Annotated in this window: 23 protein-coding genes; 20 read left to right on the plus strand and 3 right to left on the minus strand. The window is 56.2% G+C overall.

From position 1 onward, the window contains the following. The first annotated feature begins 104 nt into the window (after nt 1-104). The 14 genes from B6S09_RS12700 to B6S09_RS18320 all read left to right on the plus strand — a co-directional run bounded on the left by B6S09_RS12700 (nt 105) and on the right by B6S09_RS18320 (nt 13257). The gene (locus B6S09_RS12700; protein ID WP_094278869.1) at nt 105-1907 is read left to right on the plus strand and encodes a sensor histidine kinase; all 1803 of its coding nucleotides are present in this window, start codon (nt 105-107) and stop codon (nt 1905-1907) included. Further along, a complete protein-coding gene (locus tag B6S09_RS12705; protein WP_094278870.1) occupies nt 1904-3259 on the plus strand; it encodes a sigma-54-dependent transcriptional regulator in 1356 nt (451 codons plus the stop codon). The genes B6S09_RS12700 and B6S09_RS12705 overlap by 4 nt, the downstream gene beginning before the upstream one ends. Before the next feature lie 150 nt (nt 3260-3409). Then, nucleotides 3410-3829 carry an OsmC family protein gene (locus tag B6S09_RS12710; RefSeq protein WP_166670320.1) on the plus strand — a complete coding sequence of 140 codons (420 nt, stop codon included), beginning with the start codon at nt 3410-3412 and terminating at the stop codon, nt 3827-3829. A 347-nt stretch (nt 3830-4176) separates the two neighbouring features. After that, nucleotides 4177-6378, plus strand: a complete 2202-nt coding sequence (locus B6S09_RS12715) for a TRAP transporter permease (protein ID WP_094278872.1) — start codon at nt 4177-4179, stop codon at nt 6376-6378. 9 nt (nt 6379-6387) lie between these two features. Next, nucleotides 6388-6837, plus strand: a complete 450-nt coding sequence (locus B6S09_RS12720; protein WP_094278873.1) for a universal stress protein — start codon at nt 6388-6390, stop codon at nt 6835-6837. Nucleotides 6838-6886: 49 nt separating this feature from the next. Beyond that, complete coding sequence (locus tag B6S09_RS12725; protein WP_094278874.1) at nt 6887-7882, plus strand: TAXI family TRAP transporter solute-binding subunit; 996 nt, start codon at nt 6887-6889, stop codon at nt 7880-7882. 95 nt (nt 7883-7977) lie between these two features. Next, on the plus strand, nt 7978-8541 hold the full coding sequence (locus B6S09_RS12730; protein WP_094278875.1) for a TetR/AcrR family transcriptional regulator: 564 nt from the start codon (nt 7978-7980) through the stop codon (nt 8539-8541). Nucleotides 8542-8560: 19 nt separating this feature from the next. Next, nucleotides 8561-9919, plus strand: coding sequence for a hypothetical protein (locus tag B6S09_RS12735; RefSeq protein ID WP_094278876.1), 1359 nt, complete (start codon nt 8561-8563; stop codon nt 9917-9919). A 98-nt stretch (nt 9920-10017) separates the two neighbouring features. Continuing rightward, entirely contained in the window at nt 10018-10326 is a 309-nt protein-coding gene (locus B6S09_RS12740; protein ID WP_094278877.1) for a BufA1 family periplasmic bufferin-type metallophore, read from the plus strand. 15 nt (nt 10327-10341) lie between these two features. Then, a complete protein-coding gene (gene bufB / locus B6S09_RS12745) occupies nt 10342-11229 on the plus strand; it encodes an MNIO family bufferin maturase (RefSeq protein ID WP_094278878.1) in 888 nt (295 codons plus the stop codon). Next, a complete protein-coding gene (locus B6S09_RS12750) occupies nt 11222-11983 on the plus strand; it encodes an HvfC/BufC N-terminal domain-containing protein (protein ID WP_094278879.1) in 762 nt (253 codons plus the stop codon). Before bufB ends, B6S09_RS12750 begins: the two co-directional genes overlap by 8 nt. Next, nucleotides 11980-12462, plus strand: a complete 483-nt coding sequence (locus tag B6S09_RS12755) for a DoxX family protein (protein WP_094278880.1) — start codon at nt 11980-11982, stop codon at nt 12460-12462. Before B6S09_RS12750 ends, B6S09_RS12755 begins: the two co-directional genes overlap by 4 nt. 40 nt (nt 12463-12502) lie before the next feature. After that, complete coding sequence (locus tag B6S09_RS12760) at nt 12503-13087, plus strand: sigma-70 family RNA polymerase sigma factor (RefSeq protein WP_094278881.1); 585 nt, start codon at nt 12503-12505, stop codon at nt 13085-13087. Beyond that, complete coding sequence (locus B6S09_RS18320; protein WP_134113989.1) at nt 13081-13257, plus strand: anti-sigma factor family protein; 177 nt, start codon at nt 13081-13083, stop codon at nt 13255-13257. The genes B6S09_RS12760 and B6S09_RS18320 overlap by 7 nt, the downstream gene beginning before the upstream one ends. A gap of 66 nt (nt 13258-13323) precedes the next feature. Here the strand turns inward: B6S09_RS18320 and B6S09_RS12765 are convergent, their stop codons facing one another. Next, on the minus strand, nt 13324-14877 hold the full coding sequence (locus B6S09_RS12765) for a methyl-accepting chemotaxis protein (RefSeq protein WP_094278882.1): 1554 nt from the start codon (nt 14875-14877) through the stop codon (nt 13324-13326). A gap of 333 nt (nt 14878-15210) precedes the next feature. Here B6S09_RS12765 and B6S09_RS12770 point away from each other — a divergent pair, with 333 nt between their 5' ends. The 6 genes from B6S09_RS12770 (at nt 15211) to B6S09_RS12795 (ending at nt 22239) form a co-directional block, all read left to right on the plus strand. Beyond that, entirely contained in the window at nt 15211-17442 is a 2232-nt protein-coding gene (locus tag B6S09_RS12770) for an NADP-dependent isocitrate dehydrogenase (protein ID WP_094278883.1), read from the plus strand. Between the two features lie 244 nt (nt 17443-17686). Next, the gene (locus tag B6S09_RS12775) at nt 17687-18439 is read left to right on the plus strand and encodes a MipA/OmpV family protein (protein WP_094278884.1); all 753 of its coding nucleotides are present in this window, start codon (nt 17687-17689) and stop codon (nt 18437-18439) included. A 333-nt stretch (nt 18440-18772) separates the two neighbouring features. Beyond that, nucleotides 18773-19795, plus strand: coding sequence for a TRAP transporter substrate-binding protein (locus B6S09_RS12780; RefSeq protein ID WP_094278885.1), 1023 nt, complete (start codon nt 18773-18775; stop codon nt 19793-19795). Between the two features lie 72 nt (nt 19796-19867). Beyond that, nucleotides 19868-20464, plus strand: a complete 597-nt coding sequence (locus B6S09_RS12785) for a TRAP transporter small permease (protein WP_094278886.1) — start codon at nt 19868-19870, stop codon at nt 20462-20464. An 11-nt stretch (nt 20465-20475) separates the two neighbouring features. After that, nucleotides 20476-21762 (plus strand): TRAP transporter large permease, encoded by a 1287-nt coding sequence (locus tag B6S09_RS12790; protein WP_094278887.1) that lies wholly within the window; start codon nt 20476-20478, stop codon nt 21760-21762. A gap of 33 nt (nt 21763-21795) precedes the next feature. After that, nucleotides 21796-22239 (plus strand): universal stress protein, encoded by a 444-nt coding sequence (locus B6S09_RS12795; RefSeq protein ID WP_094278888.1) that lies wholly within the window; start codon nt 21796-21798, stop codon nt 22237-22239. Nucleotides 22240-22287: 48 nt separating this feature from the next. Here the strand turns inward: B6S09_RS12795 and B6S09_RS12800 are convergent, their stop codons facing one another. After that, complete coding sequence (locus B6S09_RS12800) at nt 22288-22863, minus strand: porin family protein (protein ID WP_094278889.1); 576 nt, start codon at nt 22861-22863, stop codon at nt 22288-22290. Nucleotides 22864-23004: 141 nt separating this feature from the next. Continuing rightward, entirely contained in the window at nt 23005-24225 is a 1221-nt protein-coding gene (gene sstT, locus B6S09_RS12805; RefSeq protein ID WP_094278890.1) for a serine/threonine transporter SstT, read from the minus strand. Between the last annotated feature and the right edge of the window lie 20 nt (nt 24226-24245).

A 24245-nucleotide genomic window follows, 5' to 3' on the forward strand; every position in this document is an offset into this window, starting at 1 on the left:
GCCTTTGTACTCAAGAGTGCGGTCAGCATCACGTCAATTTTCGATGACAGGAAGCTCAATGTTCGCCATCATGATGGCAGAACTCCTTTTTCACTGTCACACCATTGCGCCGTTTTGCCCTGCCCCTGCTACTCCTGTTTGGCACCCTGCTGGTAAGCACAGGGTTATTTTTTCATGCCAGAGAACAGGGGCTGACACAGATCCGGCAAAGTGCCGAAGTCAGCCTGGGCCGCTACATCATCAACCTGCGCCATCAGCTGGCCCGGCATCGGGATTTGCCCAAACTGCTGGCAGAACAGCAACAGCTCAAAGACTTGCTGAACGATCCTGCCAGCCCGCAAAAAACCGATGCCGCCAACCACTACCTGGCCTGGGTGAATGACACCATGGGAGCCACTGACAGCTACCTTATCGACAGCAACGGCATTACGCTGGCGGCCAGTAACTGGAACGGCCCCAGCCCGTTTGTGGGCAACGATTACCGGTTCCGCCCCTATTTTCAGCAGGCCATGGAGGGGGGCCAGGGCCGTTACTTTGCACTGGGGAACACTTCCCGGGTGCGGGGCTATTTCTTTTCCTCACCGGTGTGGCAAAACGACCAGGTGATCGGCGTTACCGTTATCAAGGTGGATCTGGAAGACATTGAAGGCAGCTGGAATGATCCCCTGCAGGACATTCTGGTCATGGATGAAGACGGCGTCATTTTTATTTCTACCCGCCATAACTGGCGCTTCCGCCTGCTGCCGAAGCCGGGGGAACAAACTTCCCCTTCACAACTACTGAGCCGCATTGAAGCCAGCCGCCGCTACGAAAATACCATCCTTAAGCCCCTGCCACTGCAACACAGAGAAACCACGGCAGAAGGCGAACAACTGCTGACACTGGGTGGAATGGATGCCGCCGGTCATTATCTGCTGGTGAGCAAGCTGCTGCCGGAAGCGGGCATGCAGGTAGCGGTGCTGGCCAATTTATTACCACTTAAAGCACACATAACCCGGACCCTGACGGCAGGACTGGCCATATTCTGGACGCTGGCCGCCTTGCTGCTGTTTTTACGCGCCCGCCACGGTATGAAGCAACGTCATGAACGCGAGTTGCAGCTGGCTCACGAAGCACTGGAACGACGGGTAGAACAGCGCACCCGGCAGCTGACCAAAAGTAACCAACGACTTCAGCGGGAAGTGGAACTGCATCACCAAACCCAGAACCAGCTGGTGCAGGCAGCCAAGATGGCGGTACTGGGCCAACTGTCGGCCGGTATCAATCATGAGCTGAACCAGCCACTGACTGCCATCCGTCAGTTTGCCGACAACGGCCGCAAATTGCTGGAGCGGGGCCGCCATGAGGCTGTGGAAAGTAATCTGCAGGAAATCAGCGGACTGGCCGAGCGCATGGCAGCCATTTTGCAGCCTCTCCGGGAATTTGCCCGCAAGCGTGATGCCAGTAGTGCACAAACCCAGCTGGCCCAGCTACGCCGGGGAACGATGGTACTACTGGGAGTAGAACTGGAAAAGCAGCACGCCCATCTTCACTGGCCCGAGCAGTGGGATGATATCTCTGTAACCGGCGACCCTGGCCGGCTGGAGCAGGTGCTGGTTAACCTGATCAGTAATGCATTGCAGGCCATGACAGGGACCACAGCACCCCGCATCGACGTTAATGTTACGATTGGAGATGAGCACGTTACTCTTGCCGTGCGTGATTATGGCCCAGGCCTCTGTGAGCAGGCGCTGGCACATGTGTTCGAGCCCTTTTTTACCACCAAATCCACCGGGCTGGGGCTGGGGCTGTCCATCTCCCATCGTATTGCGGAGAGCCTGGGAGGTGAACTGACTGCCGCCAATCATCCTCTGGGTGGTGCCGTTTTTACTCTTGTATTAAATCGAGCCGACAAGGAGCCTGCATGACCACGCCCCAGATACTGCTGATCGACGATGATGCCGCCATCCGACGCTCCGCCGGCCAGACCCTGGAGCTGGAAGATTATCACGTCTGCGCACTGGACAGCGCTGACAAGGCAATGGCGCTGCTTGACGAACACTTTACCGGCATCGTCATTACTGATATCAACATGCCGGGTACCACAGGGCTGGAACTGCTGGAACGGATCAGGACCATCGACAGAGACATTCCGGTGATACTCATCACCGGCTTTGGCGATATATCCATGGCCGTCAGCGCCATTCGTAACGGTGCATACGACTTTATTGAAAAACCCTTTTCGTCAGATTTACTGCTTGATGTTGTGCACAGAGCACTAGAAAAACGTGCTCTGACCCTGGACAACCGCCGTCTGCGTCAGGAACTTCAGGCTCAGAGCGCACCCGGCCCGCGCATTATCGGCTCTTCAACCGCAGTGCAGGAACTGCGCCGGCTGGTACAGACGGTAGCCTCCAGCCCGGCAGACATTTTACTGATGGGGGAAACCGGATCAGGCAAGGATCTGATGGCCCGTTATATTCACGAACACAGCCCACGCCGCGAGCAGAATTTTGTGGCCATCAACTGTGGCGGCATGCCTGAGAGTCTGATTGAATCCGAGCTGTTTGGCCACGAGAAGGGGGCCTTTACCGATGCCAGGGAAAAACGCATCGGCAAGTTCGAGTACGCCAACGGTGGCACCCTGTTTCTGGATGAAATCGAAAGCATGCCCATCAGCCTGCAGATAAAATTATTGCGGGTACTGGAGGAGCGTGCCATTGAACGGCTGGGTTCCAACCACCTGATTCCTCTCGACCTTCGTATTATCGCTGCCACCAAGGCAGACTTGCGGGCGCTGGCCGATGCCGGCGAATTCCGGGAAGATCTTTACTACCGGCTCAATGTGGTGCGCATCGATATTCCTCCCCTGCGCGCCCGTCCCGAAGATATTCCGTTACTCTTTCAGCATTTTGCTCTGCTAGCGTCCGCCCTGTTCGAGCGCGAGATTCCCCCCCTGTCGGCCGAGCGACTGCATATGCTGATGAGTCACCTCTGGCCGGGTAATGTGCGGGAGCTGCGTAACCTGGCGGAACGCTACGTGCTGCTGGGTGAAGCCTGTTCCTTTGATCTGGGCAATAACGGCGATACTCACCACCCAGCCATTGGTCAGGGGCTGGCCGCACGGGTCGACCAGTTCGAGAAAACCCTGCTCCAGACCGAGCTGGCCCGCCATGGCGGCTCGATCAAACACACCCAGGAAAGCCTGCAACTGCCACGCAAAACCCTGTACGACAAAATGAAAAAACACGGCCTCGACAAAAAAGACTACAAGGGGTGAACACGCTGCAGCGTCCCGTCATGTGACGCTCGGCTCCGGCATGTCCCTGCAAACAGCAGAGCAACACCCTGAAATCCAAATGTAACCCGCTTGCTTTTCATCCTGCCAGCATTAGTATAAGAAAAACCTAAATTAGATAAGTTTGCGACAATGAAAACCTATACCGTAACAACAGAAATGACCAACAGCTGGCAGGTGAGAGCCGAAGTGGGCAAACATCAACTGGTTATCGACCAGCCTGCAGCCGGCGATACCGGACCGAATCCGCTGGATACCTTTTTATTTGCCCTCGCTGGCTGTGTGTCCACCATTGCCCGAATGACTGCCCGGGAACAGGGCTTTGAGCTGCGTGGCATTAAAGTAGAAGTCAATGGCGAACTCAATCCGGCAGGACTGGCAGGCAAGCCGAGTACCGATCCGGTCGGATTTAAGCACATTGATATCCGTGCCGACATCGATGCAGATCTTGATGAGGCCGGAAAGCAGGCGTTTCTTGAACTGGTGTGTGCCCGCTGTCCGGTACATGACAACCTGTTGCGAGCTACCCCGGTCAACCACCAGAGTCGCTGACCCTGCAATGGGTGGAACTCCACCCATTGCTCCGTTTTCGCACCGTGAAGACGATCACACTTCAGTACCGGATGGTGATTGATATCCTTCATGCTCAAGCAGCAGTCCCTGCTATCAATCCCTTTTAATTAAAATGGGTGGGAACTCACCCATTTCTGGATTTTCATGGGTATATCTCCACCCATTTCGTCCACCTTATTCCGCACACCTGTTATTTCCGAACCAGTTAATACCCAGTCATGGCGCGGTCTTTCGCGATATAAACATAAGTTGGCCTTATTTTTGCTAATAAGCTGTTAATGGAAAAGGTCGCTTGTTAGCAGCCAATGAAAAAACGAGGTTAAGGAATGTCACAGCAGCAACAACAGCTCGACGAGCTCAGCCCCGAAGAGCAGAAGAAGCTCAAGGAGCTGATGGAAAAGGATGCCAAAACCGAGCGCAAGCTCTCCGGGCCCTGGGCCTGGCTGACAGCAGCCCTGGCCGCCGCCATGGTGGCACTTTATTTCTACGGTGCCGGCGTATCCGCCCTCAGCACACAATATCACCTCGGTATTTATGTGCTGATCACCTTTGTACTGGTGTTTTTACTTTACCCCGCCGGTGGCCGCTCGGCCCATGCCGGCCTGTCGGTGGTCAGCGCCGCCCTGCTGGCCCTGCTGGCGGGCTGCTTTATCATTTACGATTCGCCCACCGCCCTGTACCAGCAAATCACCCTGTTCCGGGAAACCTGGGAATACGACGGCCTGGGGGTAGCACTGGAGCAGGATCTCGATCGGCTGCACTATGTGCTGGCCCTGATCGTACCCTTTGCCGCCCTGATGCTCCCACTGGATCAGTGGCTGAGCCAGCGCAACAGCAACAGCCCCACCGCCAGTGATGTGGTACTGGCACTGATGGTGGCCGGTACCGTACTGTACTGGATCAGCCAGTTTGAAGCGCTCAACTACCGGGCTGGTGCCGAGAATGAAGTAGACATGCTGGTGAGTGTAGTCGGCCTGTTGCTGTCACTGGAAATCTGCCGCCGGGTACTGGGGTGGTCCATTACCCTGATTGGCATAGGCATGATCGCCTTTGCCCTGTTCGGGCCCTATCTGCCAGAGCTGTTCGCCCACAGAGGATTCCGCTTTGAACGCCTGGCTACCGCTCTGTTCCTGACCACCAATGGCGTGTTCGGGGTTATGGCCAGCGTACTGGCCACCTATGTCATTCTGTTCATCTTCTTTGGTGCCTTTTTGCAGAAGTCCGGTGCCGGCAAGTTCTTTATTGACTTACCCCTGGCCATGGCCGGCCGTTCCACCGGTGGTCCGGCCAAGGTGGCGGTCATTTCTTCTGCCCTGTTCGGTTCGGTATCCGGCTCCGCCATCGCCAACACAGTGTCGTCCGGCGCCTTTACCATTCCCATGATGAAGCGGGCCGGTTTCAAACCCCACGTGGCCGGCGCCATTGAGCCTGCGGCTTCCATCGGTGGTATGTTTCTGCCTCCCATCATGGGTGCCGGCGGCTTTCTGATGGCCGAACTCACCGGTACTCCTTATTCCACCATCATGATCCTGTCCATCGGACCGGCGATTCTGTACTTCCTGGCGGTGTACTGCATGGTTCACTTCGAAGCCAAAAAGCATGGCCTGGTAGGCATACAGGGAGAAGAAATTCCTCACTGGAAAACCGTATTCAAGAACGGCTGGTACTACGCTCTGCCACTGGTCATCATCACGGTGCTGCTGCTGGCCGGCCGCTCCGCCGGCAACTCGGCGTTCTGGGCTACCCTGTCGTGCATCGCCGTCAGCTGGGTCAGCAAGGAAACCCGCATGGGGCCCAGAGAGATCTGGGAAGCCATTCAGACCGGTGCGCGCAATACCCTAATCGTCGGAGCCACCATCGGGGTGATCGGCGTCATTGTAGGCACCATCTCCCTCACCGGAATGGGCCTCAAATTCTCTGACCTGATTATTTCCATGGCCGGCGACAGCCTGCTGCTGGCGCTGGTACTGGTGGCCATCGCCTCACTGGTTCTGGGCATGGGGGTACCGGTGACCGCTGCCTATCTGATTGTGGCAGTACTAGCCGTGCCGGCACTGGGTGAGTTCGGCGTGTCGGCCATTGCCGCCCATATGATCGTGTACTGGCTGTCCCAGGATTCCAACATCACCCCACCAGTGTGTGTGGCCGCCTATGCCGGAGCCGCCATCGCCGGTTCGGATCCATGGAAGACCGGATGGACCTCGTTCAAGTTCGCCAAAATGCTGTATGTCATGCCGCTGCTGTTTGCCTATGTGCCGGCCATGCTGCTCGACGGCACCCTGCTTGAAATCATGACCGCCTTTGTCTCGGCTACGCTGGGTACACTGGCTTTTGGTGCCTTTGCCATGGGCTACCTGCGCCGTAAAACTCGTCTGCACGAGTGGTTGCTGCTGGGTGTCGGTACCCTGCTGCTGTACTGGCCCAGCCTGCTCTCCGATGTTGCCGGCCTGGCACTGGTCGCTCTGGTGTGGTGGCTGCAGCGCGAAGACAGCCCCCGCTCCGCCGTTAACCATTCCAACGCCCGTTAAGGAGGGCCCATGTCACGGATTAACTCTATCCTGTATGCCACTGACTTTTCCGAGGGTGCCGCCGGTGCGGCGGCCCTGGCACGGGACATGGCCGAGATCCACGGCGCTCACCTGTACCTGCTGCACGTGATCACTGAGCTGGATGATCGCCATCGCCGCGGCATTCCCGCCAGTGTGATGGAAGCCTTTGTAAAAGAAGTAAAAACTCAGGCCATGAGCGATCTGCACGCGTTTAAGAACCGTCATTTCAAGAACTTTGCTGGCGAGCTGAGCACCGAACTGAGGCTGGGTTACGACGCCGAAGAAATTCTGGCCGGGGCCTCGGCGCTCGGTGCCGACCTGATTGTACTTGGCACACGCGGCCGGCGCGGCATGGAAAAACTGCTGCTCGGCTCTACCGCCGAGCGGGTCCTGCGCCAGTCGGACATCCCTGTACTGACGGTGCCCGAGCGCGACTAAAACGTATTCACCGGAAGACCATAAACGTTATCAAAAAGAGGAAAGCACTATGAGCAAACAGACCAACAAGTCTTTTCGTGTTCTGACTACCCTGGCCGTGGCCACCGTGGCCAGCCTGAGTACCGCTGCCACTCAGGCCCAGACCGAGCGCCTGGCCTTTTCCGGCGGCCCCGACGGCGGCACCTTTCAGTATTTTTCCAACGGCATTTCCACCCGCCTGTCCCGAACCCTGGACGGCGTGGAAGTGTCTAATATGGCTTCTGCCGGTTCGGTGGAAAACCTGCGCCGGGTCAATTCCAAAGACGCCGACTTCGGTATTGTCTACTCCGGTGACATGTTCCTGGGCCTGAACGGCAAGCTGACCAACGACACCCGCAAGTACCGCAACGCCAAGGCTGTATCCTACCTCTACGGTGCCCCCGCCCACCTGATCGTGCTCGACGGTGCCGGCATTACCGAGGTCTCCCAGCTGGAAGGCAAAAACGTGGCCGTGGGGCCGGCAGGCTCCGGTGCCGCCGCCTCAGCCCAGCGCTTTTTTGAAAGCGTCGGTCTGTGGGACAAGATCACCCCCCAGTACATCGGTTACAACCAGGGAGCCTCGGCGCTGGGTGACCGCCAGATTGACGCGCTCTGGGTATTCGCCGGCTTCCCCAATGCTTCCGTCATTCAGGCTGCTTCCAGCAACGATATCCGCCTGCTGCAGGTGCATGAAGCCGCCAGCAATGGCACCCTGTTCCAGGATCATCCCTACTATGCCGAAGTCACCATTCCCGCCGGCACCTACCCGGGCGTAGACTACGACGTGGTTACGGTACAGGACTCCGCCCTCTGGGTAGCAGGCCGTCATCTGTCTGAAGCTCAGGTTGCCGACAGCCTGACACAAATTTACTCCGAGGAAGGCCTGACCTTTATGCGTTCGGTGTCCCAGGCCGCCGCCTCCATGAACATCGACTCCGGCACCATGGGCATTGTGACCCCGCTGCACGATGGCGCCAAAGTGTTCTGGACCGGACATGGCAAAACCCTGACCGACCAGCAGCAATAATCGCTGCTGGCGTAAACATAATAACGGGCCCATTGCGGCCCGTTTTCTTGTTATAGTCTGTTGATATGCTCCCCATTCCACAGCAGGAGACCGTGATGACGCATCAGAGCACCGAACGGGATGCCATTCTCGATACCGCGCTGCACCTGGCTCTGCACCGGGGCTGGCATGGGTTCAGCCTGCGCGAGCTGGCCGAAGCCAGAGAGCTGAGCCTGGCAGCACTGAGCCAGCACTTTCGTTCCCGTGATGATTTGGCCGAAGCCTTGTTCGACCGTGCCGATCAGGCACTGCTGAGCCTGTTGCCGGACGAGCAGCTGCCGTTAAATGAACGCTTGTTCAGCGCTATGATGACCTGGTTTGACTACCTGTCACCGTATCGCAATATCGTAAAGGAAATACTGGGCTATAAGCTGGAGCCGGGTCACTTTCACCTGCAGGCCCATGGCCTTACCCGTATCAGCCGTACCGTGCAGTGGTTGCTGGAATCCGCCCACTGGCAGGCCGCCGGTTGGCGTCGCAGTGCGGGCGAAGTAGCCCTTACCGGCATTTATCTCACCACCATGATGAGCTTTGTGAACGATACCGGCGATGAATTAAATACCACTCAGACTCTGCTGCATGGCCTGTTGAGCCGCTCTTCACGCCTGCTGCAGGACTGATACCGGAGGCCGCCATTTCGTGATTGCCGCTGAACGCAAAGACGGCCACTTACTCAAGCTCTCACGCATTCTGCGGGAAGCTACCGAGCACCGGCTTGAGCTCTATCTGTTTGTTCCCGGAGAGCTGGGCCTCAACAGCACGGTCGTGCCCGAAGAGAGCTTTTACCACAATGCCATTCACACCAGCCGTACTTACTTCAGCGATCGCCCTCACCTGCCACTGGTGCACAGCCGGCTGGCAGAACGCGGCAAACTCACCCCGGAACAATACCGGCTCAGCCTGAGCCTTTATGGCTATCAGTATGTGGTGGGGCTGGAGCAGTCCTGCCACGACCTGCGTAACCATATGGATCAGGTAGAGCGGGAAAAGGTTGAGGAGGTTGTAGCGCTGGCCCAGGATATTCTCAGCCGGCTGCGTCGCCGGGTGCCTGCCGACGACACCCTGCGCAAGTACTACACCAATATCGATAACTATGTGTCCTGGTTTACCGAACAGCGGCTGCTGTCGCTGGTGGCCCACCTGCCTCGCAACGGGGACTATAAAACCGTGAAACCCCTGCTACTGGAAGTCTCTGCCCTGGAGCGCCAGCATCGCATTAAACACCAGTACAATACCGCCCACGCCAGTGACTCACTGTCGCGTATTTCCAATAAAATGCGGCTGCTGCGCAGGCTGATTGAGTACCCGGTCACCCTCAAGGAGAAAACCCGGGAGCTGGGCGGCGGCGAGCAGAAACTGCTTAAGTCGGTGGTAACTGCCGTGGTGATGACTACCGTTTCTCTGGCGGCCTACGAGGTCCGGGAAACCCTGGGCGGCATCTCCATGATGGTGATCTTTGCCCTGGCTCTGCTCTATGCCCTGCGGGAACTGTTTAAGGATGACCTGCGCAATACCCTGTGGCGATGGTTGCGTAAGGGAAGACCCAAATGGCGGCGACAATATTTTGATGTACACAGCACCCAGCCAGTCGGGCGCCAGCTGGAATGGTTTGATTATAAACGTCCAGCCCGGGTGCCTGAAGAAGTGCGGGCCGCCCGCCGGGCCAGTGTCAGCCAGCGTGAAGAGGTAGTGATGTTTTACGGCAGTCATTCACGCATGCTGCCCACCCGCTTTCTGACCGGTTATGAGCAGACCCGGGAAAGCCTGCAGCTGGATCTGGGCATGCTGGCCCGGTTGATGGAAAAAGGCTCGCACCATGTCTATCAGCTGAAAGACCGTCAGGTCGTCCGTCAGCCGGTAGAAAAGCGCTATCTGTTCAATCTGGTCACCCGGGAAGTGCAGGGCCAGAATCCGCCGGTGCTGCAGCGGTGGAAAGTGGTGGTGAGCCGCTCCAAAATTGTGGAAATCGAGGAAATCCCTCAGCAAACAAAAACCTGAAAAAAATTGTAAGAAACCCGCTTCGTCCTTCGACTTACAGAATGAAAAGACGGCGATATCCCGCCTTTCTTTCATCACTCAACAGAAGGATTTGCGCCATGAACAAGATCAACACCGCAACCACTCTCGCTTTTGCGCTGAGCACCGCCCTGGCCGCTTCCGGCTCGGCTCTGGCCGACAGCCATGCCGGCAACAAGCACGCCATGGAAAAGTGCTTCGGTGTCGCCATGGCCGGTCAGAATGACTGTGCCGCTGGCCCCGGCACCACCTGCGCCGGCACATCCAAGATCGACTATCAGGGTAATTCCTGGAAACTGGTGCCTGCCGGCACCTGCCTGGAAACCGACTCCCCCACCTCACCCACTGGCAAGGGCCAGCTGGAAGCCTTTAAGGAAGTAAAGGCCTGAGCCTGAGGAGGCACCATGACCACAGCGTTTAACACCGCCGGCACCGGTGCCTCCCGGTTGCCGGCCGCTGCCGGACTGGGGCTTAAGCTGCAGCACGCCGAAGACATACTCTCCAGCCGCCCCGGACTGGGTTTTGTGGAGATTCATGCAGAAAACTTTATGGTGGAAGGCGGCCCCCGCCATCACTATCTGAGCCGCATTCGCGATCATTACGCGCTGTCGGTGCACGGCGTGGGGCTGTCGCTGGGCGGTGTCGAGCCGGTGAATGAAGACCACTTGGGCCGGCTGTTCCGCCTGGTGCAGCGCTATCAGCCCGAGGCCGTATCCGAACATATCGCCTGGAGCGGATACCGGGGGCGTTATGCCAATGACTTGCTGCCCATGGCCTATACTCCGGCCAGCCTGCAACGACTGTGTGATCATGTGGAGCGGGTGCAGCAGGTGCTGAATCGCACCATTTTGCTGGAAAATCCCGCCACTTACCTCACCTTCACCGAATCCACGCTCGATGAAGCCGACTTTATCAGCGAGACGGTCCGCCGCACCGGCTGCGGCCTGCTGCTGGACGTCAACAATGTGTATGTATCGGCAATCAATCACCGACGCGATGCACAGGGATATATTAACGCCCTGCCGCTGCAGCAGGTGGGCGAGATACACCTGGCCGGCTTTGACGAGCAAACCGATGACAGTGGTGCCCGCTTGCTGATCGACAGCCATGGCAGCCCGGTAGCCGAGCCGGTATGGTCCTTGTATCAGTGGCTACTGAAGCAGACCGGCCCACGACCCACGCTGCTGGAGCGGGATAACCATGTTCCTGCCCTGAACGAGCTGCTGGCAGAAACCGGCTATATTCAGCATTTGCTGGAGCGAGCCGGCCAGCAGGAGCGCCACCATGCATAACCTTTTTTACCATGCCCTGCTCGATGCCAGCCAACCGGTACCCGATACCGTCACCACTCACCCCGGCCGGCAGGCTCGTTTTAATGTGTACCGCAACAATATACGGGCCTCCCTCACCGAGGCGCTGGCAGCCCAGTTTCCGGTGTGCCGGCAACTGGTGGGGGAAGACTTTTTCAACGCCATGGCCGCCCTCTATATTGAACAATCACCTCCTGCCACACCATTGCTGACCGAATACGGCACCACAATGCCCGCATTTATTGCCGGTTTTGCTCCCGCTGCCAGCCTGCCCTATCTGGCAGACATGGCGCGGCTGGAGCTTGCTCTGCAACAGGTGCGCCATGCAGCCGATGCCAATGCCGTGGCCACAGATATCTTGCAGGCGTTGCTGGCTGACCCGGAACGTCTTGCCGGTCAGAGCCTGCAGCTATCTCCCGCCTGCTTCCTGCTGCGCTCCTCTTTTGCGGTGTGCTCTCTATGGCGGGCCCATCATGGCGAAGGCCGACTAAATGAGATTGATCTCTCTATAGCCGAAAATGCACTGTTGTTACGGCCCGGGCTGATAGTAAATATGATTGGCCTGAACGATGCCGACAGTGACTTTATGACGGCCCTCATGACCGGCCTGCCGCTGAGTGCCGCTCTTGAACGCACGGCACAACGCCATGCCGACGTTAACCCCGCAGACCTGCTGCAGTGCCTGCTGACCAACCAGACCATCACCGGCGTGATCACCAAGGGAGAAACATCATGAGCCTCACTCACACTATATGCACCTGGCGTGAGCGACTGAGCCGCCTGCCTTATTCACTGATCGCTCTGCTGGGCCGGTTTTCCATTGCCGCCGTGTTCTGGCGTTCGGGCCAGACCAAAGTCGACAACTTCAGCCTGGATGTTATCAGCGGCGAGTTCAGCCTGGGCTGGCCCAGCCTGAATGACTCGGCAGTGTTTCTGTTCCGGGAAGAATACCGGCTCCCATTCATTTCGCCCGAACTGGGGGCCCTGCTGGCCGCCACCGCCGAGCATGTATTTCCGCTGCTGCTGGTACTTGGGCTCGCCAGCCGGATATCGGCGCTGGCGCTTCTGGGCATGACGCTGGTCATTCAGGTGCTGGTCTATCCCGGAGCCTGGCCTCTGCATGGCGTCTGGGCCACCGTCTTATTGCTGCTGGCCGCTCGCGGGCCGGGGGTGGTGTCACTGGATCATTGGCTAACAGGAAAAGTCTGTGATTAACTGTTCGTTATCTCTCCGGACTAAACCGACAAGGAGTGTCATGGCTGCGCCTTCGGAATCACCCGAGCTGAACGAACAACTGCGGCTGCAAATGCTGAAATTTGCCACCTTGCAACTGCGGGATCCGCACATGGCGGAAGACGCCGTGCAAGAGGCCATGCTTGGTGCCTTTTGTTATGCCCGTTCTTTTAACGGTCGCTCCGCCTACAAAACCTGGGTGTTTGCCATTCTTAAACACAAAATTGCCGATGAACTGCGTAAACGGAAACGACTGGCGACAGTGAGCGAGCTGAGCGACAGGGAAGACCGACAGTTTGAAGAAACACTGTTTAATCAGCATGGCCGCTGGCATAAAGAGGCGCGCCCGGTGCGCTGGAGCTCTCCCGATGACAACCTGGAAGACGAACGCTTCTGGGAAATCTTCGAGGCCTGTCTCAATGGTCTGCCTGCCAGCCAGGGCAGGGTATTTATGATGCGGGAATTTATCGGACTGGAAAGCGCAGAGATCTGTACCGAACTGGCACTGACTGTCAGCAATCTGAATGTGTTGCTGTACCGCGCCCGTCTGCGGCTGCGTGAGTGCCTGGAAAACCGCTGGCAACGACAAGGAGATGCCACATGCTGAAATGTCATCAGGCTACCCGGCTGATGTCCGAAGCCCAGGAGCGGTCTCTTACCGCCGGAGAAAAGCTGTCACTCAGGCTGCACACGCTTATCTGTGCCGCCTGCCACAACTTTCAGCAGCAATTACCGGTACTGCGCCGGCTCAGCCGGACCTATGCCAGACGCAAGTAAGGCGGGCTTCAGCCCGGATACCCATTCCGGACACAAGCCCACCCGCTGAATGACTCACGGTTTACCTCACCGCTTCAGCCGCACCACCAGATCGTGCAACTCGGTGGCCACCAGCTGTAATGCCTCCATGCTACCGGCAGCCGCATCTGCCTGCGTCAGCCCCGTATCGGATACCTCCGCCATGGTTACCGACTGCTGATTAATATCTTCCGCCACCCGGGCCTGCTGCTCTACCGCTGTTGCCATCTGCAAAGACATATCGGCAATGCGGGACACCGCTGACACGATACCGCTGAGGGTCTGTTCGGTTTCCACTACCCGCGCCAGCCCCGATTCGGCACTGGCTTTCCCCTGCTCCGCCACGTCGACGGACGAGCCGGCCCGCTCAGTCAGCTCTGCCACAATACGATGGATCTCACCGGTAGAATCCCGGGTACGGGCGGCCAGCTGTCGTACCTCATCGGCTACCACCGCAAAACCACGGCCCTGGTCACCGGCCCGGGCAGCCTCAATGGCCGCATTAAGTGCCAGCAGGTTGGTCTGCTCCGATAATGTTTCAATCATGCCTGCCACCCGGGCAATGGAGGAAGTTTGCTCCGCCAGTTGCCGGACCTCACCGCTGATATCGTCCACAATGCTTTTCAGTTCAGCGATCGCTTCCCGGGTCACACCGGCTACCGTCAGACCCTGCCTGGCCATCTGACTGGCAGTGTCAGCCTGACTGGCAGTTTCCTGCACATGGGCCGTCACGTCATTTATGGTGGTGCTCATCTCATTCATAGCGGTGGCCACCAGCTCGGTTTGTTCACTCAGGCCGGACATGCCTTCCCGCGTTTGCCGGGACTGCATCAGGCCCTCCTCTGAACGACCGTGCACTCTGACTGCCGCATCTTCAATACGGGTAATGGTGGCCATAAGACGCGCCTTCTCACTGCGGATCCCCACATTCAGCCGGCCCTGCATGCCCTGCTCATGACTGTGAGTCTGCACGGCAAGCTCATGACGAAAGGCACTCCCCAACAGCACATCCAGCTGTTTCAGCGAACAGGTATGCCGGTAGTGGCTCCAGCCCGCAAAAGCGGCCAGTGCCAGCAGTTCGGCAGCGATGCCGGCATCGGTATACCCGGTCAGCAGCAGGCCGGCCACCAGTAACTGAGATGCCACCAGCCAGAACAAAGATCGCTTAAAGAACATGGCTGGGAGCGCTTTCCTGCCCGCCCGCAGCTGCCCGTAGAGCCGCTCGGCCCGGGCCACATCCTCCCGCGCCGGACAGGCCCGCACCGACTCGTAACCGACAATCTTGCCCTTTTCGGTAATCGGCGACATGTATGCATCCACCCAGTAATAATCGCCGTTTTTACAGCGGTTTTTTACCAGTCCCATCCAGGGCTTACCGGCTTTAAGGTGTTCCCACATCACTTTAAATGCCTGAGGCGGCATATCGGGATGACGGATCATATTGTGAGGCTGGCCGATAAGTTCATCCCGGGTATAGCCACTGACGGCCACAAACGCATCATTGCAATGAAGAATATTACCCTGGATATCGGTGGTTGATACCAAGTGCTCATTGATACCGAAGGTACGTTCATTATCGGTGACAGGGAGATTTTTTCTCATACAGAATCCTTCATTATCGCTTTATCCCGCTGAAGCGCCGCATTTCCGCTAAACACGACCCTGAGCCCTTTCAAATGACGGCATTGAGATGAATACCTGTTCGTTAAGTAAGGCTTTTCTAAAATTATACTTTCACCGTCAGCGCGTATGTACATCTTGACTGACTATTTCTTTCTTATTTGAACTTGAGCACTTAAGTCCTGACGCCCAAGTGTCATACAATAAGTGACGGAAATTCCGTGCAGCGTGATGTCAAGCGTCAGCACCTGATACCCTCTGGTGCCAGACGTAACCGCTGCTCCCCCAACACCAAACCTGGGAAATAGGGAAATAATGACCAAAAAACAATCAACCATCGTCTACACCCTGACTGACGAAGCACCTGCGCTGGCCACCTACTCTCTGCTGCCCATTATTCGCACCTTTACCGATGCCGCTGGCATTGATGTCACGCTCAGCGATATCTCCCTGGCCGGCCGCATCCTGGCCGCCTTTCCCGAACACCTGACCGACGAACAGCGTGTTACCGACGGCCTGGCCGAGCTGGGCCAGCTGACGCAGGATCCCTACGCCAATATCATCAAGTTGCCCAACATCAGCGCTTCCGTGCCTCAGCTGCGCGCCTGTATCAAAGAGCTTCAGTCTCAGGGTTATCAGGTTCCCGATCTGCCTGATGAGCCGAAAAACGATGAAGAAAAAGCCATTCGTGACGCTTATTCCAAAATTCTGGGCAGTGCCGTCAACCCGGTATTGCGCCAGGGCAACTCAGATCGCCGTGCCCCGACCGCGGTTAAAGCCTTTGCCCGCAAGTACCCCCATTCCATGGGTGAGTGGTGCAAGGCGTCCCGTTCCCATGCCGACTACATGAACGGTGGTGACTTCTTCTCCAGCGAACAATCCATCACCAGCGACAAGGCTCAGACCGTACGCATTGAATTTATCGGTAAAGACGGCAAGCCCCAGCTGAAAAAAGAGCTGGCACTGCAAAAAGGCGAAGTGCTGGACAGCATGTTTATGAGCGCCAACGCACTGGAAACCTTCTTTGAAAAGACCCTGCAGGAATGTAAAGATGCGGGCGTGATGTGGTCTCTGCACGTTAAAGCCACCATGATGAAGGTCTCTCACCCCATCGTGTTCGGCCATGCTGTTAAAGTGTTCTACAAGGAAGTATTCGATAAATACGGCAAGCTGTTTGAAGAACTGGGAGTGAATCCCAACAACGGCATGAACAGCGTGCTGGAAAAGATCAAGACCCTGCCCCAGTCGACCCAGGAAGAAATTGAAGAAGCCATCCACGACTGCTACGAGCACCGTCCGGAAATGGCCATGGTAGATTCGGTCAAAGGCATCACTAACCTGCACGTGCCCAGCGACGTGATTGTGGATGCCTCCATGCCGGCCATGATCCGCAACTCCGGTAAAATGTGGGGCCGCGACGGCAAGCTGAAAGACACCAAGGCGGTCATGCCTGAGTCCACCTATGCCCGTATTTATCAGGAAGTCATCAATTTCTGTAAAACCAACGGTGCCTTTGACCCGCGCACCATGGGCTCGGTATCCAACGTTGGCCTGATGGCGATGAAAGCCGAAGAGTACGGCTCTCACGATAAAACCTTTGAGATGACTGAAAACGGCACCATGCGTGTGGTGAGTGAAGCCGGCGACGTGCTGATGCAGCACGACGTGGAACAAGGCGATATCTGGCGCGCCTGCCAGACAAAAGACGCCGCCATTCGCGATTGGGTGAAACTGGCCGTTAACCGTGCCCGCAACTCCGACACCCCGGCAGTATTCTGGCTGGACGACGAGCGTGCTCACGACAACGAGCTGCGCAAAAAGGTAGAAACCTACCTGCAGGAGCACGATCTGACCGGTCTGGACATTCACATCATGTCTTATAACGAAGCCATCCGTTTCTCCATGGAACGCATGAAGCGCGGCAAAGACACCATCTCCGTGACCGGCAACGTACTGCGTGACTATCTCACCGATCTGTTCCCCATTATGGAACTGGGCACCTCTGCCAAGATGCTGTCCATTGTTCCCATGCTGGCCGGTGGCGGCATGTATGAAACCGGTGCCGGCGGCTCTGCGCCCAAGCACGTACAGCAGCTGATGGAAGAAAACCACCTGCGCTGGGACTCTCTGGGCGAGTTCCTGGCGTTGGCGGTATCACTGGAAGAGCTGGGCCTCAAGGAAGGCAACACCCGAGCCAAGCTGCTGGCCGGAGCTCTGGACAAAGCCACCGAGCTGTTGCTGGATAACGGCAAATCACCGTCTCGCCGTGCCGGTGAGCTGGACAACCGGGGCAGCCATTTCTATCTGGCCATGTACTGGGCTCAGGAGCTGGCCGCGCAAACCGAAGACGCCGAACTGGCCGCGCATTTTGCGCCGCTGGCCAAAGCACTGGCTGATAACGAAGACAAAATCGTGGAAGAGCTGAACGCGGTACAGGGCAAGTCTGCCGGTGTACACGGCTACTACCACGCCGATCCGGCCGAGCTGGAAAAGGTGATGCGCCCCAGCGCTACCCTGAATCAGGCTCTGGCTCAGCTGAACGGCTGATTACCTATTTTAATTTACAAATAAATTAAACCCGGCTTCGGCCGGGTTTTTTATTACCAGGGTATCAGCGGAGCCGGGGCTGAGTTCAGTATCATGGCAGAGCTGTACTACTCACGCTCCGCCCAATATGGGTATACACAACCACGACACCGTCAGTAGCCATGATAGACTCGAGCGGTATTGTATATCCCGGCATTGGCGCTTTATTGTCAGTCATTACCCCCTATTTCAGGAGCATAGCCCCATGTACAGAAGTATTGCCTGCTCTCTTGCTACCTTGCCACTGCTGGCGGTACCGGCCATGGCCCAGCCACTGAACGGCAGCATTGGAGTTTCCGTTACTCTGGCCCCGGATTATCTGGGTAGCGATGATTACAAAACCCGGATTTTGCCTGATGCCAACCTGCGCTATGGCGATCAGTTTTATCTGAACCTGAGAGACGGCCTGGGCTGGAACCTGTACCACCAGAAAAACTGGACCCTGTCACCTTTTATCGGGTATATCCCGGGTCGTGATAACGACGGTGACCTTAGCCGTTTTGAAAAAATAGACGGAGGTATCACCGGAGGTATGCGCCTGCGGTACCAGCCAGGCCCCTGGAATGTGACCCTAAAAGCTCAAACTCCACTTACCGGTGATATGGATGGTTATCAGGTCATTTTGCGTGCTGGCTGGCGCCACAGCATATCTCCCAATTGGTCTGCCGGCATTGGTCCCAACCTGATTTACAGCAGCAAGGAATGGACCCAGAGCCTGTTCCGGGTATCTGCAACTGATGCAGCCCGCAGCGGCTTTCAACGCTATGAGCCCGGTGACGGCTATTGGCGTCTGGGCCTGAGCGGCCATGTTAACTACCGCTTTTCATCAAACTGGTCACTGACCGGCCTTGCTACGGTGACCAGACTGACTGGCGATGCCAAAGACAGCCCTATTGTCCGTCAGGTCGGCGAATCAACACAGGTTCTGGCCGGTACGGTGCTGAGTTACCACTTCTGAGTTAAAAAAACAGGCAACCCGGTTGCCTGTTTTTCTTTTTACCAGCTAAGGTTATCCTGACAGGAACGAAAAATAGTTACTATTGTAATGTTTAGCCCTCTATCCTTAACCACCCTCTTTGACTTCTCATAAAAACCAAGAAACAAAAAAAACCCAAAAAACCTATAAAAATACGCAAAACAACACAAAAAAACCCTTTTAAATGCGATTTCTTCTTCCTTTCCTCTCACAATTGCGTTCCTGAATGAACCCCTTCCCTTGCGTCTTTTTACTTATTTTGCCAGTCTATAAAAGCAATTAAGGTTAGAACACGAAACCATAACGGAGCATCGCATGGATACGCAAAAGGGATTCAAGTTCAAAAAGCTGGCCGGCATCCCGGCTCTGGCTCTGCTCGCCTGCAGTGCCGCTCAAGCCGACACCTGGCGCTATGCCCACGAGGAATATGAGGGCGATGTGCAGGATGTGTTCGCGTACAAATTTAAAGAATACATTGAAGACAACTCGGAGCATCAACTGCAGATCTATCGCTTTGGCGAACTGGGTGAGTCCGACGACATTATGGAGCAGACCCAGGCGGGAATTCTTAACTTTGTGAACCAGTCGCCCGGCTTTACCGGCTCTCTGATCCCTGAAGCGCAGATCTTTTTTATTCCTTACCTGATGCCCACCGACATGAAAAACGTGGTGAGCTTCTTCCGTGAAAGTGACGCCATCAACGACAAGTTTCCTGCCTTGTATGCGGAAAAGGGCCTGGAGCTGCTGCAGATGTATCCGGAAGGGGAGTTTGTCGTCACCCTGGATGAACCTGTCACCACCCCCGAAGAACTCAAAAACAAGAAGATTCGGGTGATGACCAACCCGCTGCTGTCGGAAACCTACTCTGCCTTTGGTGCGACCCCCACTCCGTTGCCCTGGGGCGAGGTGTACGGCGCACTGCAGACCAATATGATTCAAGGCCAGGAAAACCCTATTTTCTGGATTGAATCCGGTGGTCTGTACGAGGTGTCGCCCAATCTGATCTTCACCGGCCACGGCTGGTTCACCACTGCCATGATGGCCAATCAGGACTTCTATAATGGCCTGTCCGATGAAGACCAGCAGCTGGTACAGCAGGCCTCAGACTACGCCTTTGAAGAAATTCTTAAGCATATTGACGGTCTGGCCGAGCGTTCACTGGAAAAGATCACCAGCAGCAGTGACAAAGTCACCGTCACCCGCCTGAACGACGAGCAGATTGCCGCCTTCCGTGAGCGGGCTCCCCAGGTGGAAGCCAAGTTCATCGAAATGACCGGTGAAAGCGGAAAAGCACTGCTCAACACCTTCAAAGAAGATCTTCAGAAAGTCACCAACTAACCTGAACGGGGCGCGCTGCGCCCCATTTCTACTTACCCTGGCCGGCCCTTTAATCCGGCCAAGGAGCAAGGTATGAACAACAAAACCCAGGAAACCGTCGAAGACGATACCGCCGGCTACCACTCCGGCCTGCCCGGTATATTGGGCTGGGTAGATGAATGGATAGCCCGCATTGAGGCAGTCATGCTCGCCTTCGGTGTACTGCTGATGGCCATCAACACCTGTAGCAATGTCATTGCCCGCTTCGTATTTGGCGAAGGCTTTTTTTTCTCCGGCGAAATAAACCGCATTCTGATTATTCTGATCACCTTTGCCGGTCTGGGCTATGCCGCCCGCCACGGCCGCCATATTCGCATGTCGGCACTGTATGATTCACTGGCCGTTCGGCTACGTAAAATCCTGATGATAGTGATTGCCCTGTTTACCTCTGCGGTGATGTTTTTTCTCTGCTACCACGCCTATGGCTACATTGAAACGCTATACAGCCGAGGCCGCATATTGCCGGCACTGGGCTTTGAGATCTGGTGGATTTACCTGTGGGTACCGGTGGGCTTTGCCATTACCGGCATTCAGTATTTTCTGACCGCCGTTAAAAACATCTCCAGCCATGGTGTATACCTGTCTACCGGCGTGCCGGATGGCTATGGCGACACCGAAACCGAAGTCTGAGGAAAAATTCCATGGCAACACTGTTAATGTCGATCATGATTGGCCTGCTGCTGCTGGGCTTTCCCATGATGATTCCGCTGATCACCGCTTCTGTGGTTGGCTTTATCATGATGTTCGACGGCTTTGGCCAGATGGGTACCTTTATTCAGCAGATGATGGGAGGCATTCGCCCGGCTTCGCTGATTGCCGTCCCCATGTTTATTCTGGCCGCCGATATCATGACCCGGGGTCACTCCGCCGACCGGCTGATCAACATGGTGATGGCCTTTATTGGTCACATCAAGGGCGGCCTGGCCATCAGCACCGCCACTTCCTGTACCCTGTTTGGCGCAGTATCCGGTTCTACTCAGGCCACTGTGGTGGCGGTAGGCTCGCCACTGCGTCCCAGGATGCTGAAGGCCGGTTACTCCGATCCTTTTACTCTCGCGCTGATCATCAACGCCAGTGACATCGCCTTTTTGATCCCCCCCAGCATTGGCATGATTATCTATGGGGTGATCTCCGAAACCTCCATCGCCGAGCTGTTTATTGCCGGTATTGGTCCCGGTCTGCTGATTCTGGTGATGTTCTCTCTTTATTGCCTGTATTACGCCCACAAGCACGGCGTACCGACCGAGCCAAAAGCCAGCTGGCGCGAGCGGGGCCGGGCCGTGCGCCAGGCACTGTGGCCGCTGTTTTTCCCGGTCATTATCGTCGGCGGTATTTACGGCGGTATTTTCAGCCCTACCGAAGCCGCCGCCGTGTGTGTGCTCTACGCCTTTTTGCTGGAGTTCGTGATATTCCGTTCACTCAAACTTCCCGATATTTACCGCATTGCCAAGTCTACAGGGCTGATCACCGCCGTGGTCTTTATTCTGGTGGCGGTGGGTAACGGCTTCTCCTGGATTTTGTCGTTTGCCCAGGTACCGCAAGCCATTCTGGAATCTGTTGGTGTCAACGAGGCGGGTCCGGTAGGCGTACTTATCGCCATCTGTGTGGCGTTCTTTATTGCCTGCATGTTTGTGGATCCGATTGTTGTGATTCTGGTGCTGACCCCTATTTTCGCGCCAGCCATTCAGTCCACCGGGCTGGATCCGGTGCTGGTCGGTGTCCTCATCACTCTGCAGGTGGCCATCGGTTCAGCCACGCCGCCTTTTGGCTGTGACATCTTCACCGCCATTGCTATTTTCAAACGCCCATATATGGAAGTAATACGCGGTACTCCACCTTTTATCTTTATGCTGGTGGCGGCCGCCGGGCTGATTATCGCCTTTCCCGACATTGCACTGTATTTCCGGGATCTGGCCTTTGCGGACTGAGGTTTCGCACCACACATTGTGAAAGGAGGCAGAATGTTTAAACGAATAGTGGTGGCTGTGGACGGCTCTGATTCCTCCCTCAGAGCCGTGGACAAGGCGGTGCAGTTGCAAAAATTGTTGCCCGAGGCCGAAATATTGCTTATTTGCGTATACAAACATCACAGCCTGTTTGAAGCCAGCCTGTCCATCGGCCGGCCGGCGGAGATGGATATTCCCGACAAGGTGCTGTCGGAATACGCCCGGGAGGTTGTCAACTTCGCCAAGGCGCACGCGCAGGAACTGCAGGCCACCCATTTACGCGGCTTTGTTCGCGGCGGCCGGCCCTCAAAAGTTATCGTCAGGTTCGCGAAAGAAAAAGACGCGGATCTCATTGTGGTAGGTACTCGCGGTACTCACAGCGATAAGGAAGGCATGCTGCTTGGCAGCGTATCACACCGGGTTACCAGTGCCGCCAGGTGCCCGGTACTGGTTGTATAAAAATAACAGGGGCCATTGACCCCTGCTTCCGCGACCTGCCACAAAGCGTCAGAAATGCCAGCTCAGCCCAAGCGTCAGGCCATTGACATCGTAATCACTTCGATTGATTAACTGCGCGTACTCGGCAAAGAAGGCAACCCCGTTCGGGGTACGCATATCACGGAAACGTACGCCTACGCCGTAGCTGAAGTCATCTTCCGTTTCAGAAATTTTTTCACTGATAATGGATGCACTGAAATCGGCTTTTGCCTTGGTCCAGCCTAGCAGACCATAAACAGACATAAAGTCCTGAATGGGGAACTGTGGCACTGCGTAGAGACCAAAATAATGCTTCAGCTTGCTCTCCACCAGCCCGTCAAAATGGTCATCATTACCTACCCCTTTGCCGTAACGGCCTTCAAATGCCAGATACGGAGACGGCTGCACACCGGCATTGAGGCCGACCGTATTCCAGTCGGCAGACTCCCCGAAAAAGTCGTTTTCGGCATCCAGACTGAGCTGCGCATAATTCAGCCCAACATAAAATTCGGGCTGTGAATACATCATGGGTGTAGAGCTGAACCCCTGCGCCTGAACGCCCGCGGCCAGCAGACAGGAAACCACAACCACTGCCTTGATTTTCATATGCCACCATCCTTGTCGGTTCTTGTTATTGCGTACCTGCTTACCACATCAAGGCTAGACGGAAACCGGCTTTATGCCAGCGCAAAAACAAAAGGCCGGTAAGCATCAGCTTACCGGCCTTGATATCAGGGAACCTGGAGATCAGTTTTTATTTTCGTCAGCCATGCAGGCTGCGGCGGTAAACAGCACATCGGTAGAACTGTTCAGGCCGGTTTCTGCTGAATCCTGCAGCACACCGATAATAAAGCCCACGGCCACCACCTGCATAGCGATGTCGTTGGGAATACCAAACAGGCTGCAGGCCAGCGGGATCAACAGCAGTGAGCCACCGGCCACACCTGATGCACCACAGGCTGACACTGCCGCGACCACACTCAGCAGCAACGCAGTCATGATGTCGACCTCAATGCCAAGGGTATGCACCGCTGCCAGGGTCAGGACGGTAATGGTAATGGCGGCACCGCCCATATTAATGGTGGCTCCCAGAGGAATAGACACGGAATAGGTGTCTTCATGCAGCTTGAGCTTCTTGCACAATTCCATGTTTACCGGAATATTGGCGGCCGAACTGCGGGTAAAGAAAGCCGTCACGCCACTTTCACGCAGGCACTGCAGTACCAGCGGATAGGGATTGCGCCGGATTTTCAGGTATACCAGCAGCGGGTTCACCACTAGCGCAATAATCAGCATCGCGCCCAGCAGCACACCCAGCAGATGGGCATAGCCCCAGAGTGCCTCAAAGCCGGTGCTGGCGATGGTTTCAGCCACCAGACCAAAAATACCCACAGGGGCCAGCCGGATAACAAACTTCACAATGGCCGACACGCCCACAGACAGGTCATTCAGCAAGGTTTTTGTGCTGTCACCGGCATGATGAAACGCCAGTCCCAGGCCCACTGCCCAGGCCAGCACACCAATAAAGTTGCCAGTAAGCAGCGCATTCACCGGGTTATCGACAATATTGAACACCAGGGTTCTCAGTACTTCGCCAATGCCTTCCGGAGGGGAAGCTTCACCACCGTGGCTTGCCAGCACCAGCTCGGTAGGAAAAATAAAACTCATCAGCACGGCGGTAAGGGCGGCGGCAAACGTACCCAGCAGATAAAGATAGAGTATGGGTTTAATACTGGTTTGCTCGCCTTTCTTGTGGTTGGCAATGGATGACATCACCAGCACAAACACCAGTACCGGCGCGACGGCCTTCAGCGCGCCTACAAACAGGCTGCCCAGCAGACCCGCAGACCCGGCAGCGGCCGGCGCCAGCACCGCCAGTGCCGCGCCGGCTACAATGCCAATTAAAATCCGGGTTACCAGGCTGCCGCCATAAAACAGGCGCAGCATCAGAGATTGAGTTTGGTTCATAGTCATCCTTTGTGGTCTAA

The organism is Oceanimonas baumannii, assembly GCF_002245495.1.
Lineage (GTDB): Bacteria > Pseudomonadota > Gammaproteobacteria > Enterobacterales > Aeromonadaceae > Oceanimonas > Oceanimonas baumannii.